The sequence below is a fragment of the Dietzia sp. E1 genome (assembly GCF_014145015.1).
In the GTDB taxonomy this organism is placed as follows: Bacteria; Actinomycetota; Actinomycetes; order Mycobacteriales; family Mycobacteriaceae; genus Dietzia; species Dietzia cinnamea_A.
The window spans coordinates 1-15,993 of the sequence record NZ_JAALDU010000126.1 but is presented as its reverse complement, the minus strand read 5'-3'; the positions used below and the strand labels follow the sequence as shown (position 1 = coordinate 15,993).

At 71.5% G+C, this 15,993-nt stretch carries 19 protein-coding genes and 1 pseudogene; 5 read left to right on the top strand and 15 right to left on the bottom strand.

What is annotated here, in order from left to right; genetic code table 11:
• The 13 genes from G6030_RS05365 to hisD form a co-directional block, all read right to left on the bottom strand.
• The coding region (locus G6030_RS05365) for a Trp biosynthesis-associated membrane protein (protein ID WP_347238588.1) at positions 1 to 203 on the bottom strand (203 nt) is incomplete at its 3' end.
• Positions 200 to 1,741 (bottom strand): anthranilate synthase component I, encoded by a 1,542-nt coding sequence (locus G6030_RS05360; RefSeq protein WP_182642441.1) that lies wholly within the window; start codon positions 1,739 to 1,741, stop codon positions 200 to 202. The genes G6030_RS05360 and G6030_RS05365, both read right to left, overlap by 4 nt.
• Complete coding sequence (locus tag G6030_RS05355) at positions 1,738 to 1,917, bottom strand: 4-oxalocrotonate tautomerase family protein (RefSeq protein WP_007632015.1); 180 nt, start codon at positions 1,915 to 1,917, stop codon at positions 1,738 to 1,740. Before G6030_RS05355 ends, G6030_RS05360 begins: the two co-directional genes overlap by 4 nt.
• 5 nt (positions 1,918 to 1,922) lie before the next feature.
• Positions 1,923 to 2,276 carry a phosphoribosyl-AMP cyclohydrolase gene (gene hisI / locus G6030_RS05350; RefSeq protein WP_182642440.1) on the bottom strand — a complete coding sequence of 118 codons (354 nt, stop codon included), beginning with the start codon at positions 2,274 to 2,276 and terminating at the stop codon, positions 1,923 to 1,925.
• The gene (hisF, locus tag G6030_RS05345; protein ID WP_182642439.1) at positions 2,273 to 3,046 is read right to left on the bottom strand and encodes an imidazole glycerol phosphate synthase subunit HisF; all 774 of its coding nucleotides are present in this window, start codon (positions 3,044 to 3,046) and stop codon (positions 2,273 to 2,275) included. Before hisF ends, hisI begins: the two co-directional genes overlap by 4 nt.
• A gap of 7 nt (positions 3,047 to 3,053) precedes the next feature.
• Positions 3,054 to 3,968 carry an inositol monophosphatase gene (locus G6030_RS05340; RefSeq protein WP_182642438.1) on the bottom strand — a complete coding sequence of 305 codons (915 nt, stop codon included), beginning with the start codon at positions 3,966 to 3,968 and terminating at the stop codon, positions 3,054 to 3,056.
• Positions 3,969 to 4,033: 65 nt separating this feature from the next.
• Positions 4,034 to 4,789: a bifunctional 1-(5-phosphoribosyl)-5-((5-phosphoribosylamino)methylideneamino)imidazole-4-carboxamide isomerase/phosphoribosylanthranilate isomerase PriA gene (priA, locus tag G6030_RS05335; protein ID WP_007632011.1), complete on the bottom strand. Its 756-nt coding sequence runs from the start codon at positions 4,787 to 4,789 to the stop codon at positions 4,034 to 4,036.
• The gene (locus G6030_RS05330; RefSeq protein WP_182642437.1) at positions 4,789 to 5,040 is read right to left on the bottom strand and encodes a hypothetical protein; all 252 of its coding nucleotides are present in this window, start codon (positions 5,038 to 5,040) and stop codon (positions 4,789 to 4,791) included. The genes priA and G6030_RS05330 overlap by 1 nt, the downstream gene beginning before the upstream one ends.
• Positions 5,041 to 5,062: 22 nt before the next feature.
• Positions 5,063 to 5,728, bottom strand: coding sequence for an imidazole glycerol phosphate synthase subunit HisH (gene hisH, locus G6030_RS05325; RefSeq protein WP_182642436.1), 666 nt, complete (start codon positions 5,726 to 5,728; stop codon positions 5,063 to 5,065).
• Positions 5,725 to 6,972: an MFS transporter gene (locus G6030_RS05320; protein ID WP_182642435.1), complete on the bottom strand. Its 1,248-nt coding sequence runs from the start codon at positions 6,970 to 6,972 to the stop codon at positions 5,725 to 5,727. The genes hisH and G6030_RS05320 overlap by 4 nt, the downstream gene beginning before the upstream one ends.
• A 7-nt stretch (positions 6,973 to 6,979) precedes the next feature.
• On the bottom strand, positions 6,980 to 7,603 hold the full coding sequence (gene hisB, locus G6030_RS05315; RefSeq protein ID WP_182642434.1) for an imidazoleglycerol-phosphate dehydratase HisB: 624 nt from the start codon (positions 7,601 to 7,603) through the stop codon (positions 6,980 to 6,982).
• Complete coding sequence (locus G6030_RS05310) at positions 7,600 to 8,739, bottom strand: histidinol-phosphate transaminase (protein WP_007632004.1); 1,140 nt, start codon at positions 8,737 to 8,739, stop codon at positions 7,600 to 7,602. Before G6030_RS05310 ends, hisB begins: the two co-directional genes overlap by 4 nt.
• Positions 8,736 to 10,076, bottom strand: coding sequence for a histidinol dehydrogenase (gene hisD, locus G6030_RS05305; protein ID WP_007632001.1), 1,341 nt, complete (start codon positions 10,074 to 10,076; stop codon positions 8,736 to 8,738). Before hisD ends, G6030_RS05310 begins: the two co-directional genes overlap by 4 nt.
• Positions 10,077 to 10,317: 241 nt before the next feature.
• Between hisD and G6030_RS05300 the strand changes: the two genes are divergently transcribed.
• From G6030_RS05300 to G6030_RS05285, 5 genes are all read left to right on the top strand, one after another.
• Positions 10,318 to 11,004: a YceI family protein gene (locus G6030_RS05300; protein ID WP_241724180.1), complete on the top strand. Its 687-nt coding sequence runs from the start codon at positions 10,318 to 10,320 to the stop codon at positions 11,002 to 11,004.
• A 70-nt stretch (positions 11,005 to 11,074) separates the two neighbouring features.
• On the top strand, positions 11,075 to 12,475 hold the full coding sequence (locus G6030_RS16395) for a hypothetical protein (RefSeq protein WP_241724179.1): 1,401 nt from the start codon (positions 11,075 to 11,077) through the stop codon (positions 12,473 to 12,475).
• The gene (locus tag G6030_RS05295; RefSeq protein WP_241724178.1) at positions 12,402 to 12,992 is read left to right on the top strand and encodes a GGDEF domain-containing protein; all 591 of its coding nucleotides are present in this window, start codon (positions 12,402 to 12,404) and stop codon (positions 12,990 to 12,992) included. Before G6030_RS16395 ends, G6030_RS05295 begins: the two co-directional genes overlap by 74 nt.
• Before the next feature lie 14 nt (positions 12,993 to 13,006).
• Positions 13,007 to 13,387 carry an EAL domain-containing protein gene (locus G6030_RS05290; RefSeq protein ID WP_182642431.1) on the top strand — a complete coding sequence of 127 codons (381 nt, stop codon included), beginning with the start codon at positions 13,007 to 13,009 and terminating at the stop codon, positions 13,385 to 13,387.
• A gap of 91 nt (positions 13,388 to 13,478) precedes the next feature.
• A complete protein-coding gene (locus G6030_RS05285) occupies positions 13,479 to 13,937 on the top strand; it encodes an Hsp20/alpha crystallin family protein (protein WP_007631991.1) in 459 nt (152 codons plus the stop codon).
• A gap of 94 nt (positions 13,938 to 14,031) precedes the next feature.
• Here the strand turns inward: G6030_RS05285 and G6030_RS05280 are convergent, their stop codons facing one another.
• Together G6030_RS05280 and G6030_RS05275 are read right to left on the bottom strand one after the other, a co-directional pair.
• Positions 14,032 to 15,642: an NERD domain-containing protein gene (locus tag G6030_RS05280; protein ID WP_182642430.1), complete on the bottom strand. Its 1,611-nt coding sequence runs from the start codon at positions 15,640 to 15,642 to the stop codon at positions 14,032 to 14,034.
• Between the two features lie 53 nt (positions 15,643 to 15,695).
• Positions 15,696 to 15,993 (bottom strand): annotated as a pseudogene (locus tag G6030_RS05275) (SAM-dependent methyltransferase); the annotation flags it as partial.

Here is a 15,993-nt window from a genome sequence, read left to right as displayed (position 1 = left end):
GCCGCGATGGCGGCCAGGGCGCCCAGCGCGAGCGGCACCAGAGCCGGCTGCCACTCGGCGCCGGTGAGCGCGCGCCGGGCCTCACCCGACTGGTCGTTGAACGCGGCCACGTCGAGCCACACCATCCGGGACGCGATCCACAGCAGGGCCGCGCCGACGAGCAGCAGGACGACGGGCACCAGGAGCCGGGCGCGACGGCTCACCGGGACTCCCCTGCCGGCCGCAGCGTCTCCGCGGCGGAGACGGCCCGCAGGACCGCCATCGCCTTGTTGCGACACTCGGCGTCCTCCGAGGCCGCCACCGAGTCGGCGACGATGCCGGCCCCGGCCTGGACGAACGCGGTGCCGTCCTTGATCACCGCGGAGCGGATCGCGATGGCCTGATCGGTGTTGCCCGCGAAATCCACGTAGCCGACCACGCCGCCGTACACGCCGCGGCGGGTGTCCTCGAGGTCCTCGATGATCTGCAGGGCCCGAGGCTTCGGGGAACCCGAGAGGGTGCCGGCCGGGAAGCACGCGGTCACCGCGTCGATGCCCGTCCGCCCGTCGGCCAGGCGCCCCGTCACCGTCGATACGAGGTGCATCACGTGGCTGTACCGCTCCACCTGGCGGAACTCGGTCACCTCGACCGTGCCCGGGACGCAGACACGGCCCAGGTCGTTGCGCCCGAGGTCGACCAACATCAGATGCTCGGCGTTCTCCTTGGCGTCGTCCACCAGGTCCTTGGCGAGCAGGATGTCGTGCTCGTCGTCGTCACCCCTGGGCCTCGTCCCCGCGATGGGGTGGGTCGTGGCGACGCCGTCGACCACGGTGACCAGAGCCTCCGGGCTCGATCCCACGATCGTGAACGCCGTCCCGCCGAACCCGTCCGGCCCCGTGCCGTCCGGGATCGTCATGAGGAACATGTACGGGCTGGGGTTGGTGGTCCGCAGGATGCGGTACACATCGCGCGGCGAGGCGTCGGTGTCGACCTCGAAGCGCTGGCTCAGCACCACCTGGAACGCCTCGCCCGCGTGGATCTGCTCGATGATGTCGGCGACCCGCGAGTGATAGGTGGGCTCGTCGGTGCGACGACGCACCCGCGGATCAGGTGTGTCGAACACGCTCACCCCGCCGGCGCCGGGCTCGGCGAGACGCGCCGTCATCGACTCCAGCCGCTCGACCGCGTCCGCATACGCCTCGTCCACCCGCTCGTCGCTGCCGTCCCAGTTGACGGCGTTGGCGATGAGATGGATCCGGCCCTCGTGGTGGTCGAAGGCGGCCAGATCCGTGGCCAGCAACTGGACGAGCTCCGGCACCCGTAGGTCGTCGATCGTGTCGGGGGCGATCCGCTCGAGCCTGCGGACGATGTCATACCCCAGGTAACCGACCATCCCGGACGTCAGCGGCGGCAGGCCCACGATCTGGTCGGTCCGCAGCAGCTCGAGGGTCCGTCGGAGGGCGTCCAGCGGATCACCGCCGGTCGGCGCGCCGGCGGGGACGCTGCCCCACCACGTCGCCTCGCCGGCCTCGTCGACCGTCAGCGCGGCCGCCGCGCCACAGCCGATGAACGACCACCGTGACCAGGAGCGCCCGTGTTCGGCCGACTCCAACAGGAACGTGCCCGGCCGGTCCCCCGCCAGCTTGACGTAAGCCGAGAGCGGGGTCTCGGAGTCGGCGAGGACCGTGCGCACGACCGGCACCACCCGGTGCCCCGCGGCGAGCGCGCGGAACTGCTCCAACGTGGTGGTCGCGGTGCTCATCCGAGGGCCTTGCCGCCGATGCCGAAGGAGTCGTGCGGCATGTCGTTGACATGGACCCACACCTTCGCGGGGTCCTTGCCCGAGGCCTCCGCGTACGCCGCGGTGACGGCCTCGATGACGCGGGCCTTGCCCTCCGCGGTCATCCCGTCGAGCTGGTTGATCTGGATGAACGGCACGGCGATCAGTCCTCCCCGAGAAGTGTGGCGGTGTCGAAACAACTGGTCGTGCCGTTGTGGCACGCCGCCCCGGTCTGGTCGACCCGGAGCAGGACTGTGTCCCCGTCGCAGTCGATCTCCACGCTACGGACGTGCTGCACGTGGCCCGAGGTCTCCCCCTTCACCCAGCGCTGACCCCGCGAGCGCGAGTAGTACACGCCGCGGCGGGTCGCCAGGGTCTCGGCGAGTGCGGCGTCGTCCATCCACGCCATCATGAGCACCCGACCCGAGGTGGCGTCCTGCACGACGGCCGCGATCAGGCCGTCGGCATTGCGTGAGAGCCGCTCGGCGATGGACCGGTCCAGGACCTGCGCGGTCATCGGACCGTGATCCCCTCGGCCGCGAGCGCCTTCTTGACGTCGCCGACGGTCATCTCCCCGAAGTGGAAGACGCTGGCGGCCAGCACCGCGTCCGCCCCGGCGTGGACGGCGGGCGCGAAGTGCTCCACCGCGCCCGCGCCTCCCGAGGCGATGACGGGGATCGACACGGCCTCACGGACCGCCCGCACCATCGCCAGGTCGAAACCCTCCTTGATGCCGTCGGCGTCCATCGAGTTGAGCAGGATCTCCCCCACGCCCAGCTCCTGCCCGCGCCGGGCCCACTCGACGGCGTCGATGCCGGTGCCGCGGCGGCCACCGTGCGTGGTGACCTCCCACCCCGACGGCGTCGGCTCTGAGCCCTCGGGCACGGTGCGCGCGTCGACGGAGAGCACGATGCACTGCGAACCGAAGCGCCGGCTGAGCTCACCGAGTAGCTCAGGTCGGGCGATGGCCGCGGTGTTTACGCTGACCTTGTCGGCGCCGGCCCGCAGGAGCTGGTCGACGTCCTCTTCGGCACGGACGCCGCCGCCCACGGTGAGTGGGATGAAGACCTGCTCGGCCGTGCGGCGGACCACGTCGATCATGGTGCCGCGACCCGCGGACGACGCGGTGACATCGAGGAACGTGAGCTCGTCCGCTCCCTGCGCGTCATAGGCCGCGGCGAGCTCCACGGGATCGCCGGCGTCGCGGAGATCGAGGAAGTTCACGCCCTTGACCACACGGCCGGCGTCGACGTCGAGACACGGGATGACCCTGGTGGCGAGTGTCATGGCCGGATCACCGCTCCCCGGCCAGCCACGGGCGCGGACTCTCGGGTTCCGGCGTGGATCGGCGTCGACCGGCCTCGAAGAAGTTTCCCGGCTCACCGAGCTGCCGGACCGTGTCCAACACCTCCGCGTGGGCGCGCGGGGCCGCCGCCAGCAGCGAGGGCGAGTCGATGGACCACGGTCCACCCGTGAGGTCGGTGACCACACCGCCCGCGGCACGGATGTGGGAGGCGCCCGCGGCGTTGTCCCAGGCGTAGTTGCCAAAGCTCACCGCGGCGGACAGCCGCCCTGACGCGACGAACGACAGGTCGACACCGGTCGAGCCGAACTTGCGGGTCCGCGCGGCGTCGAGGGTGAGCTGTTCGAACACCTCGCGGCGGTAGGCCGGCGGGTACGTGGTCCGGGCGCCGGTATTGAGAGAGCCGAGTCCGAGTGCCACGTCGCGGATGGAGACATCCGACATCCGCGGGGACTCGACGCCGTTCTCCATGAGCGGCCCACCGGCGATCGAGGTGAACGTCAGGCCGAGCAACGGCAGCCACGTCAGGCCGAGCACCGGCTGGCGCTCGTGGACCAACGCGACGAGGATCCCCGCCGTCGGGATGCCCAGCGAGTAGTTGGCGGTTCCGTCGATCGGGTCGACCACCCACAGCGTGCCCTCGTTCACGGGCGGGCCGCCGAACTCCTCACCGTGCACCTCGAGGCCCGTCCCCTCACGCAGCGCGTCGGAGATCCGGCGCTCCAGTTCCAGGTCCAGCTCGGTGGCGAAGTCGTTCCGTGCGCCCTTGTTCTGGACGCCGGGGGCGCCGACGCCCTCGACGAACCGGGGCGTCACCTCGTCGAGCACCCGCGTCGCCAGCGCGAGCGCCTCGGCGGGGTCGACGGGGACATCCGTCGGCAGGGTGTTTCCGGTCTGATCTGACATCTCGGGCCTCCTGCTCGAGGTCGTGCGGGGGTGGAGCTACCGGGTGAACACGGCGCTCGACGGATTCAGCGGCCGCTGACGGCGGCGAGCGCTTCGGGAAGGGTGAACCGACCGGCGTAGAGGGCCTTGCCCACGATGGCCCCCTCCACGCCCTGCGGCACCAGCGAGGCGATGGCCTCGAGATCCGCGACGGACGAGACGCCACCGGAGGCCACCACCGGCGCGTCGGTGGCAGCGCACACCTGGGAGAGCATCTCCAGGTTGGGCCCGTTGAGCATGCCGTCCTTGGACACGTCGGTGACGACGTAGCGGGCGCACCCGTCCTTGTCGAGGCGTTCTAGGACCTCCCACAGGTTGCCGCCGTCGGAGACCCATCCCCGGCCGCGCAGCCGCGGCTCGCCGTCGATGACCCGCACGTCGAGACCCACCGCGATGCGGTCACCGTGGCGGGCGATGGCCGAGGCGCACCACTCGGGGTTCTCGAGCGCGGCGGTGCCCAGGTTGACGCGCGCGCAGCCGGTGGCGAGCGCGGCCTCGAGCGACTCGTCATCGCGGATCCCGCCGGACATCTCGACCTTGACGTCGAGCGCCCGCACGACCTCGGCGAGCAGCTCCCGGTTGGTGCCCCGTCCGAACGCGGCGTCCAGGTCCACCAGGTGTACCCACTCGGCGCCGTCGTTCTGCCACTGCATCGCCGCGTCGAGCGGTGCACCGTAGGAGGTCTCCGTCCCGGCCTCGCCCTGGACGAGGCGGACGGCCTGCCCGTCGGCGACGTCGACGGCGGGCAGGAGTTCGAGGTATCTGGCGTTGGTCACGGGCATCAGCCTAGTCCGTCGTCAGCGGGACGCTCCGCCTGCCCGCCGGGCTCCTCGCCGTACTCGGCGCGGATCGCGCGATCGGTGATCCGGCGCGACGTCAGGCCCATCGCCGCCACCGTCGCGACGACCCCGACGAGGGCGACGACCGCGCGCCCGGCGGGCGGCAGGGGCAGCAGTGCGACCGCGAGCGCGGTGAGCGCGAGAACCAGGACGCCCGCCCCCGCCACCGCCATGGCGAGCGCGGCGAACGACACCGCGGCCGGGCCGCGGTCGCTCTCAGGCGACAGAGCGGATCCAGTTCTCGAGGAGCTGCAGGCCGGCGTCCCCGGACTTCTCGGGGTGGAACTGGGTGGCCGACAGCGGGCCGTTCTCGACCGCGGCGATGAACCGGGTCCCGTGCTCCGCCCACGTGACGTCGGGGGCGCGCAGGTGGTCGGAGGGCTCCATCTCCCACCGCTGGACGCCGTAGGAGTGCACGAAGTAGAAGCGCTCGTCGGCGGGCATTCCGGCGAACAGCACGGTGCTCGCGGGCGCCTCGACGGTGTTCCATCCCATGTGCGGCAGGACGGGGGCGTCGAGCTTCTCCACGACACCGGGCCACTCCCCACAGCCGGGGGCGCCGGGAGAGTCCTCGTGCTCGCCGTCCGAGAACTCGGTTCCGCGCTCGAACATCACCTGCATACCCACGCAGATGCCGAGAACCGGGCGACCGCCCGCGAGACGCTCTCCGATGATGCGGGGCCCCTTGACCGCTTCGAGGCCCTTCATGCAGGCGGCGAACGCACCGACGCCGGGCACGACGAGCGCCTCAGACTCGGTCGCCACCAGCGGGTCGGAGGTCAGCTCCACCCGGGCGCCGACACGCTCGAGAGCGCGGTGAGCCGAGCGCAGGTTGCCGGAGCCGTAGTCCAGGAGCGCTACCCGCGGGGCCGTCTTCGTCATGAGTTCACCTTATCGCCGCTGTCGTCTGAGGCCAGATCTCGTACGGGCCGCGTGCGGCGTGCTCCCACCGCCGCCGGGCCGCCCACCACGAGGACGATCCCGGCCGCGACCGTGAACAGCACGACGTAACCGAAGCCCGCGAACCCACCCATGACCACCGACCCGAGCCCGGTGCCGGCGTCGAAGGAGATGTTCCACGACGCGGACGCGGTGCCCAGCCGGGAACGCGGCATCCGCTCGAACGAGCCCACGAGGGCCTCGTTCTGGATGGCGCCGAACCCGAGGCCGAAGACCACGGTCGGGACGAGGAACCACCAGGGGTTCGCCTCCAGTGTCAACAGCCAGGCGATGCCCAGCATTCCGAGAGCTGCGACACCCAGTCCGGGCCACACCAGCGCGCCGGGGCCGCGCCGGTCCGACACGAGTCCCGCGACGGTGCGGCCGACGATGACGCCGGCGCCCAGCAGGCCGAGCCCCAGCCCGGCGACGACGGCGCCGCTGCCGGAGACGATCGAGTCGAGGGCCGGCGACAGGAACGAGGCCGCCGCGCCGTAGGGCAGCGTCACCGCGACCATCACCAGGAACGGTCCGGCGAGGAGGAACAGCACCTTCCGGGGTCCCATCCCCTCGTGGTCGGACCCCACGGGCGGGGTCGGGAAGACGTGTGGCAGACGCACCGCGGCGACGAGTCCGACGACGCCGAAGGCCGTGGCGGCCCAGGCCACCGTCGGCAGCCCGAACAGGTCGAGCAGCCACAGCCCGACCGGCAGGAAGAGCGCCTCGGAGATGCCCACGGCGAGGCCGATCAGCGAGGTCGCGCGTCCCAGCATGCCCGGCGGTGCCAGTTCGGCGACGAGCGCGGAACCGGCGACCGTCATCATGCCGAAGCCGGCGCCGCGCACTCCGCTGATGGCCAGCACCGCGAACGACCCGTCGAAGACCGCCAGCAGGCCCGAGGGCAAGCCCAGCAGGGCGCTGCCGATCCCGAGCACCCACCGGTACCCGATGATCCCCGTGAACCGGGGGGTGGCCAGCTGGAACAGGACCGTCACCGTCATGAACACGCCGGTGGTGGCCCCGGCGACGAGTTCACTGCCGCCGCCGCGGACGACCGCGAGCGGGACGACCGGCAGGAGCAGCGAGAAACCGCCGAACGCGAGCAGGACCAGGACGAAGGCCGCGGGGACGCCGGAGGTGCGGGCCAGGCGTGCGAACGCCCCCGGGTTCTCTACCCGCGCGTTCACGCCGGCATCACAGCGCGCCCTTGGTCGACGGGATCCCCGTGATGCGCGGGTCGGGCTCGACGGCGGCGCGCAGCGCGCGGGCCACGGCCTTGTACTCCGCCTCGGTGATGTGGTGCGGGTCGCGTCCGTAGTGCACGCGGACGTGGAGGGCGATGCGGGCGTTGTAGGCCAGGGTCTCGAACACGTGCCGGTTGAGGACCGTGCCGTACGGCGCGCTGTCGTGGCCCACGATGAGGTAACCGAGCATCATGTCCGGCTCACCGGTGTGCACGCAGTAGGGACGGCCGGAGACGTCGACGACGGCCTCCGCGAGCGTCTCGTCCATGGGGATCGAACACTGTCCGAAACGTCGGATCCCGCGCTTGTCCCCCAGTGCCTGACCGAACGCCTGGCCCAGGACGATCGCCGTGTCCTCGACGGTGTGGTGAGCCTCGATCTCGATGTCGCCCGTGGCGCGGACCGTGAGGTCGAAGGCGCCGTGCTGCCCGAAGGCGGTGAGCATGTGGTCGAAGAACGGCACCCCGGTCGAGATGTCGGTCTGACCGGTGCCGTCGAGGTCGATCTCCACGACGATCGACGACTCCTTGGTCGTCCTGTCGACGCGTGCCCGCCGCGCGTTGTGCTCGCTCATCGTCTCTCCTCGGTTCCGGTGGCGATCTCATCGGCCGCCAGGTCGGCGCTCACCTGCAGCAGCCGGTCGTTCTCGTGCTCGAGCCCGATGGTCGCACGAAGCCGACCTGGGATGCCCACGTCACGGATCAGCACTCCGGCGTCGAGGTAGCGCTGCCACGCGCGGCCGGCGTCCGCGAACGGGCCGTAGAGCACGAAGTTGGCCTCGCTGGGCAGCACCTCGTAGCCCTGCTCCTCGAGTCCGGCGGTGACGCGCTTGCGCTCCTCCGCGAGGAGCGCGACCGAGGCCAGCGTCTCGTCCGCGTGACGCAGGGCGGCGCGGGCGGCGGCCTGCGCGATCATCGACAGGTGGTACGGCAGTCGCACGAGCAGTACCGCCTCGACGAAGGACGGGTCGGCCGCGAAGTAGCCGAGGCGACCGCCGGCGAACGCGAAGGCCTTGCTCATCGTGCGCGACACGACCAGTTTCGCCGGATACTCGGCCAGCAGGGTGCAGGCGCTCGGCGACGGGGAGAACTCCGCGTACGCCTCGTCCACCACCACGATGCCGGGCGCGGCGTCGAGCAGTCGACGCAGGTCGTCGAGGTCCACGACGTGACCGGTGGGGTTGTTGGGGGTGGTGACGAACAGCAGGTCCGGCCGGTGGCGGTCGATCGCCGCCAACGCGGCGTCGACGTCGATCGACAGATCCTCGCCCCGCGGCACGGGGATCCACTCGGTATCGGTGCCGGACGCGAGGATGGGGTGCATCGAGTAGCTGGGCACGAACCCCATGGCCGACCGCCCGGGACCACCGAACGCCTGCAGCAGCTGTTGAAGGATCTCGTTGGAGCCGTTGGCGGCCCACACCATGTCGACGTCCACGGCGACACCGGTCTGACGGGTGAGGTACGCGGCCAGGTCGGTGCGCAGTCCGACGGCGTCGCGGTCGGGGTAGCGGTTGAGGTCCGTCGCGGCGGCGGACACGGCTGCGGCGATGTCGGCGACCAGCGCGGGGCCGGGCGGGTGCGGGTTCTCGTTGGTGTTGAGCTGGACGGGGACCTCGAGCTGGGGCGCGCCGTACGCGCTCTGGCCACGGAGGTTGTCCCGGAGCGGCAGGGCGTCGAGGCCGACACCGGGGCGGGGGCCGGCGGTCATCGCTCGTCCCGCCCCGCGGCGAGGTCCTCGAAGCGGGCGCGCACGGCCTCGCCGTGGGCGGGCAGCCGCTCGGCGTCGGCCAGCGCCACGACCGTGGGGGCGATCTCCTTGAGGGCGGCCTGGTCGTAGTCGACGACGTGGATGCCGCGGAGGAAGGTCTGCACGCTCAGGCCCGACGAGTGGCGGGCGGTGCCGGAGGTGGGCAGAACGTGGTTGGACCCGGCGGCGTAGTCGCCGAGCGGGACCGGCGAATAGGCGCCGACGAAGACGGCGCCGGCGTTGCGGACGCGCGCGGCGTCGGCGGCGGAGTCGCGGGTCTGCACCTCGAGGTGCTCGGCGGCGTACGCGTCGACCACCTTGAGGCCGGCGTCGATGTCGTCGACCAGGACGATGCCCGACTGCGGCCCCTCGAGTGCCTCGCGCACGCGCTCGGAGTTGAGGGTGACGTCGTACCGGGCCTCGATCTCGCGGTCGACCGCATCGGCGAGCAACTCCGAGTCCGTGACGAGGACGCTGGCGGCGTTCGGGTCGTGCTCGGCCTGGCTGATGAGGTCGTAGGCGACGTGCACCGGGTCGGCGGTCTCGTCGGCGAGGACGGCGATCTCGGTGGGGCCGGCCTCGGAGTCGATGCCCACGACGCTGCGGCACAGCCGCTTGGCGGCGGTGACGTAGACGTTGCCGGGGCCGGTGACCATGTCGACGGGCTCGAGGGCCTCGCCATCGGTGTCCTCCCCTCCGTAGGCGAGGAGCGCGACGGCCTGCGCGCCGCCGACGGCCCAGACCTCGTCCACTCCGAGGAGCGAACACGCGGCGAGGATGGTCGGGTGCGGCCATCCGCCGAAGTCGGCCTGCGGCGGTGAGGACACGACGAGGGATCCGACGCCGGCGACCTGGGCCGGGACGACGTTCATGATGACGCTGGAGGGGTAGACGGCCTTGCCTCCCGGGACGTAGAGCCCCACCCGCTCGACGGGCACCCACTTCTCGGTGACGAACCCGCCCGGGGCGACCTCGGTGACGCTGTCGCTGCGCCGTTGCGCCGAGTGGACGATGCGCGCGCGCCTGATGGCCTCGGCCAGTGCGGCCCGGATGTCAGGGTCGAGTTCCTCGGCCGCGCGGGCGATGACGTCGGCGGGCACGCGCACCGAGGCCGGCCGCACCGAGTCGAATTTCTCGCCGTGGTCGAGTGCTGCCCCGGCTCCGTGCTCGCGGACCGCCTCGACCACCGGACGGACGGTGTCGACGACGGAGTCGACGTCGGCGGCGCCGCGCGGGAGCGTACGCCTCAGCTCGGCCGTGCCGAGAGAGCGACCGCGCAGGTCGATGCGGGAGAGCATGGTGTGGCCTTTCCTCGGGAGCACCGTGGCCGCGGGCCGGATCGGCGCCCGTGTCGCGAGCACACGGTGGGCCATGACCCGCGCGGCCACCCGAATAGTCTAGTGCCGCCGACGGCGTCCGCGACTCGGGCCACCTGCCCGGGTGACCGCCGGGCGGGTCGTGCGACCCACGCACACGCCGCGCACGGATTGTCAGCCGGCGCTCATCCTTCCGCGGCCCCCGCTTTCTATGCTCGTCGGCATGCGGAAACTCCTGTGGGTGGTCGGTGCCCTCGCCGTCGTCCTCGTCGTCGTCCTCGCCGCACCGTTCGTCTACAAGGCCGCTCGCGGCGGTGATGACACCGCGCCGACGGTGATCGACGTCGAGGCCGCCGACGCCGCGGCGACCGACCTCGACGGCACCTGGGTCGTCGTGCCCGGCATCCCGCCCAACGGCACCGTCGCCGGGTACACCGTGGACGAGATGCTCCGCGGCGAGCCGGTGACGGTCGTCGGCACGACGAACAAGGTGAGCGGCGAGGCCGTGATCGCGGAGGGCGTGCTCGAGACGGGCCGTTTCGAGGTGGACATGGGCGGCCTGTCCACCGACATCGGCGCGCGCGACGAGATGGCCCGCTCGGCCGACATCCTCGACGTGGCCGGGCACCCCGTTTCGACCCTCGAGGTGGCCGATCCCGTCGACCTGGGCGCCGTGCCCGACGACGGCACCACCGCGACCGTGCCGATGCAGGTCGACCTCACCGTCAAGGGCACCACCGTCCGGACGCCCGTCGAGGTGACGGTGCTCCGGTCGGGCGGTCAGATCATCGCCTCCGGTGCGATCCCGGTGACGTGGACCGACCTGGGGGTGGAACCCCCCAGCCTGGGATTCGTCACGGTCGCGCCGGACGGCACCGTCGACTTCCGGGTGGCCCTGGAGAATCGGTGACCGTCGCCGGGAAGGGCGGGACCGGATCGGTTCACCTCCTCGAACGGCGGGGCGCTGTCAACATTGGCCGATGCAGTCGTGGACGACCCCGCGCCGCTCGGCGGTGTTCGCCGTCGTCCTGCTCGTGGCCACGGCCTTCGGGCGTCTCGGTGAGCTCCAGGAGTCCGGCGTCTCACTGCACTGGCCCGTCGCGGGCGTGATCGCCCTGTGGGCGCTCGTCCTGCGCGACCGCGCGGAGTACTGCGCCTACGTCGTGGTGACGACCGTGGTGCTCACCGTGATGACCGTCTGGACGGGCCTCGGATGGTCCGAGTCATTCGTCCTGGCGTTGGCCAATCTCATCGCGGGGGTCATCACACGCTGGGTGGCCCTCGCACTGGTCCCGGTGGGTCGGGGCGTAGACAGTCTCACCCGGTACGAGCGGGCGCCGGTCGAGCGGTCAGTCCGCGAGAACATCGGCCGGCTGGCGACCCCCTACGACGTCTTACGCCTGTTCACCGCGGCGTTCGTCGGTGCGGCGGTGGGGTGGACGGTCGCGGCGGTCGCCCTGACCCTGGACGGGACCGCCCCGGCGTTCACCGAGGGTGTCGTGTGGGTGCTGCGCAACCTCGCCAACGTCCTGTGGGTGACGGGGACCGGGCTCGCGCTGCTCTGGCGCCGGGGGGAACGGCGCCGGGCGTCGGTGCTCGACGTGGCCGTCGCGTACGGCGCGACCACCGTGACCGGCGTGATCGCCTTTTTGTTGAGCCCGTACCTGCCGCTGGCCCTCCTGATCCTGCTGCCGCTCTTCTGGAGCGGCGTGCGCTCCACCACCGCGGTCGCCGCGGTCCACTCCATGTACACCGTCGTACTGATCTCGCTACTGGCCTGGGTCACGTCGGGCTCGATGCTCGGCGTCGAGTTCGACCCCGTGTCGGTGACGGTCCGCCTCTACCTGGTGATGATCGTCGCGTCCCTCATCTCTCTGGTGGTGGCGACCGCGGTCAACGAGTTCGTCCGGCTCAACGACGATCTCACCGGGGTCGCGGCCACCGCGGAGCACCGCGCGGTGGAGTTGCGGGCCGTCACCGAGACCATCCCGGACGCGCTGGTCACGGTCACCGCCGACGGAGACGCCACCGCACTGAACGCCGGCGGCGTGACCTACGGGCGAGGACGGTCGACAGCGCGTGATCATGCCACAGGACGAACAGTGGACACGGATCCCCGCGGAGGACATCCCATCGGCACGGGCCCTGCGTGGAGAGACGGTGAGGGCCCAGAACTTCCTGCACGCCGACGCCTCCGGAGAGGAACGGGCATTCGAGCTGAGCGCTTCGCCGCTCGTCCCGGACGGCGGGGAGAACCCGGACCGGGCGCTCCTGCTGATCCGCGATGTGACCGATCACCACCGGGTGATGCGCGAGCTCGAGATGCTGGCGGAGAGCGATCCGCTGACCGGCCTGCTCAACCGGCGCCGGTTCGAACGTGAACTGATCCGCCACCACGGCAAGCATCGGCTGGACGGCCGGGGCGGCGGGGTGCTGGTCCTCGACCTCGACGGGTTCAAGGACATCAACGACACGTTCGGTCACGCCGCGGGAGACGAGATCCTCAAGTGCGTCGCCTCGATCCTCGCCGCGTCCACGGGCCCGTCGGATCTCATCACCCGGCTGGGAGGGGACGAGTTCGCGATCCCGATGCCCCGCGCCGACCGTGACCGGGTGCGAGCCGTCGCCGACCTACTCGTCGAGCAGGTGCGTGACTACGCGCGGTCTCTGGACGGCGCGAAGCGGAAGCTCAGCGTGTCGATCGGAGGGGCCGCGCTCGAGGCGGCCGACGAGCAGGGTGTGGATCCGGTCGTCGCGGCCGACCGGCTGATGTACGACGTCAAGAACACGGGACGTGACGGCGTGATGGTCGTGGGTCGGAGCGAGGGGCCCCGTCAGCGCATCCGCACCCGGGTGGAGTGGAAGAACCGGCTCGAGCGCGCGCTCGAGGCCGACTGACCGAGACCTCGCCCGTGAACGACGTCTCCGCGGCGCGATCGTTGGCGCAGCGACTGCGCGCAGCCGGAGTCAGCCTGGCACTGGACGACTTCGGCACCGGGTTCGCCTCGTTGCTCTACCTGCGGCACCTGCTGTTCGACTTCGCCAAGATCGACGGGGAGTTCGTCGCCGAACTGGACACGTCCGAGACCGACTGCACGATCGTGCGTTCCATCGTCGACCTCGCCGCCGAGCTGGGCATGCAGGCGGTGGCCGAACACGTCGGCTCGTCCGGGGTGCTCGACGTGGTCAGCCGGGAGGGGATCGCTCTCGCTCAGGGATTCGGGATCAGCCGACCGTGCACCGAGGACGAGTTCGTCACCCGCCACCTGACTGCCTCGAGCAAGGAAAGATGAGTCGGGAATACTCAACGCATGGACTCCGTTGGACGAGGTGCGATCCCGGAGAGACCGGGCGCTCCCCGATCAGTCCTGAAGGAGACCTGCGATGGCCACCAGCAACCGCTTTGATCCGTTCCGTGAGCTCGACCGCCTCCTGGGCGAGGGGCTGCGCAGCGCGACCGCCTCGACCTCCCTGCCGATGGACCTCTACCGCGAGGGTGACCGCTTCATCGGCCTCATCGACATGCCCGGCGTCGATCCGGCGAGCATCGACATCGACGTGGAGGACCGCACGCTGACCGTGCGGGCCGAGCGTCGCTCCCCGATCGACGGCGACGGCCAGTGGCTCATGCACGAGCGCCAGTCGGGCGCGTTCGCCCGCCAACTCGCTCTGGGCAAGGGCCTGGCCACCGACAAGATCGAGGCCGACTACACCGACGGTGTCCTCCGGCTGGTGATCCCGGTGGCCGAGGAGGCGCAGCCGCGCAAGATCGCCGTCTCGCACGGCACCCAGCGCACCGAGCAGGCCGAGATCGTCGAGGGCTCGTCCGACCTCGGGAGCTGACCTCCCGCCTCGCACCGACGCGCGGTGTCGACTCATCCCGCCGCCCCGGCCTCTCACGAGGTCGGGGCGGTGGCGTGTATCCGGGGCACCTGACTCAGCAGTCGATCTCCCCCACCACGACGAGCACGTCGGTCGCCCTCGACAGACCCACGTAGATGCGTTCGCGGAGGCGGTCGATGCCCTCGTACCCGTTGCACACCAGCACAACCGCCCGCCGCTCGAGTCCCTTGAAGCCCAGGACATGTCCGTAGAAGATGTCCTCTCCGCTCCAGAACGTCTCCCAGTAGGCGTCGTTGCCGTCCTCCTGCAGCTCCACCTGCATCGGGTGGCGTGAGCCGATCGTCAGCAGGGCGACGTCACCGGGCTCCCAGCCCTCGTCGAGCAGCCGCATGGCCTCGTCGTCTCCCACCGCGATCGGGTCGGCCCCCTCCGGGACGTCGACGTACCGCACCGCGGGGCCGGACCCTCCCCGCAGCTCCATGCGGTGTCCGACGAGCGGGAGGAACGCGCTGGCGATCTGCCGGGTGTTGCGGAGGTTGTGATCCAGCACGAGGGGCACGAGGTCCACGGGCGGTCGACCCGCCCGCTGGAAGACGCTCTGCCCGACGTCACCGACGATCATGAGGCGACCGTTCTCCCGGTCGCGCAGAGCCCCGATCACGGGCTGCCACCAGCTGTCGGCGAAGTCCTGGGCCTCGTCCACGATCACGGCGTCGAAACGCCGGCCGCCGGGCAGCCCGTCGGCCAGCTCGGACATCAACCGCGGGAGCTCCTCCTCCCACCACCTCACCGACTCGGCGGACCGGATGCGCTCGTCGGGCCCCGCCGGGGCGCCCCATTCCACACCGAGGGCGTGGAACTCCCCGACGTAGGCGGGCCGTTCGCGCCGCTTCCATCCGTTGGTGACGCGCCTGAGGTAGCTGGCCAGGCCGTGGGAATAGCAGATCAATGCCACCCGCTGCCCGTCTCGCGACAGCCGGCGGGCCTGCTCGAGAGCGAGGTAGGTCTTGCCGCTCCCGGCGCCGCCGCGGATCTCGACGCGCGGGAGGGCGTCGAACGCGCGCAGCAGCACCGACTGTTCGCGGGTGAGCGCGTCGGCGATGTCGGCGTTCTCCGCGGCACGCGCCACCACGTCGCGCTGCGGCAACCCGCGACCGCCGAGGATCTCGGCCAGTCTGTCGACCGTGTCCGCGGCGAGGAACGGGCGGTCGGCCGGTCCGGACTCCCGCGCGACCCGGTGCGCGACCGACGCGAGTTGATCGAGTTGGTCCCGGTCCACGATCCGGTCGCGGCTGATCTGCGGCAGCGCGAAGTCGCCGGGGATCGAGGCGTTGGGGAAGACGAGCAGGTGGGTCCAGCGCTGGTGTTGTCGCGGCCAGCGTGGGTCCTCGCTGACGTAACCACGCAGGGCGTACAGCGCCTCGCGGCACTGCGTCACCGGGTCGATCGTGAACTGCTTGCCGCCACTGCCCTGCACCCAGCGTCCGTCCTCGACGGTGATCTGCCCGGACTTGATCTCGATGGCCACGATCCCGGCACCGGGCATCGCGACGAGGGCGTCGACCTCGTGCTCCTTCTCCGCCGTCGACACCCGCTGCCCCACCACGACGAGGCAGTCGTCGGCCAGCTGGTCCCGGAGCAGGTCGACGACCCTCTCCTCGGAGGGATGGCCGTAGACGGGGTGAGCGGGGATGACGCGGGGCATGTGAGAACAGTTACCTCACCCGCCCCGCCGGCGGGTGAGGTACGCGCCGGCGGTCACGTCCTCCGGGTGGCCCTGACGACGACATCGTGCACGGTCACCGCGGCGCCGCCGCGCCCGGCCATCTCGCGTGAGCACTCGAGCGCGGTGTCGATCCGCCACCGGTCCCGCCCGAGCACCGAGGTGATCCCGGCGGCGGTCGCACTAGCCTCGGCCGGCGGGTGGGCGCCGTGGTGGGGATGCCCCGCGGCGCCGTGGTGGCCGTGCGCTCCGCGCTCTCCGTGGTGGAGGTGCCCCACGATGAACAGCGTGCCGCCCGGGGCCACCCAGCCCGCGAGCCGCTCGTAGAAGTCC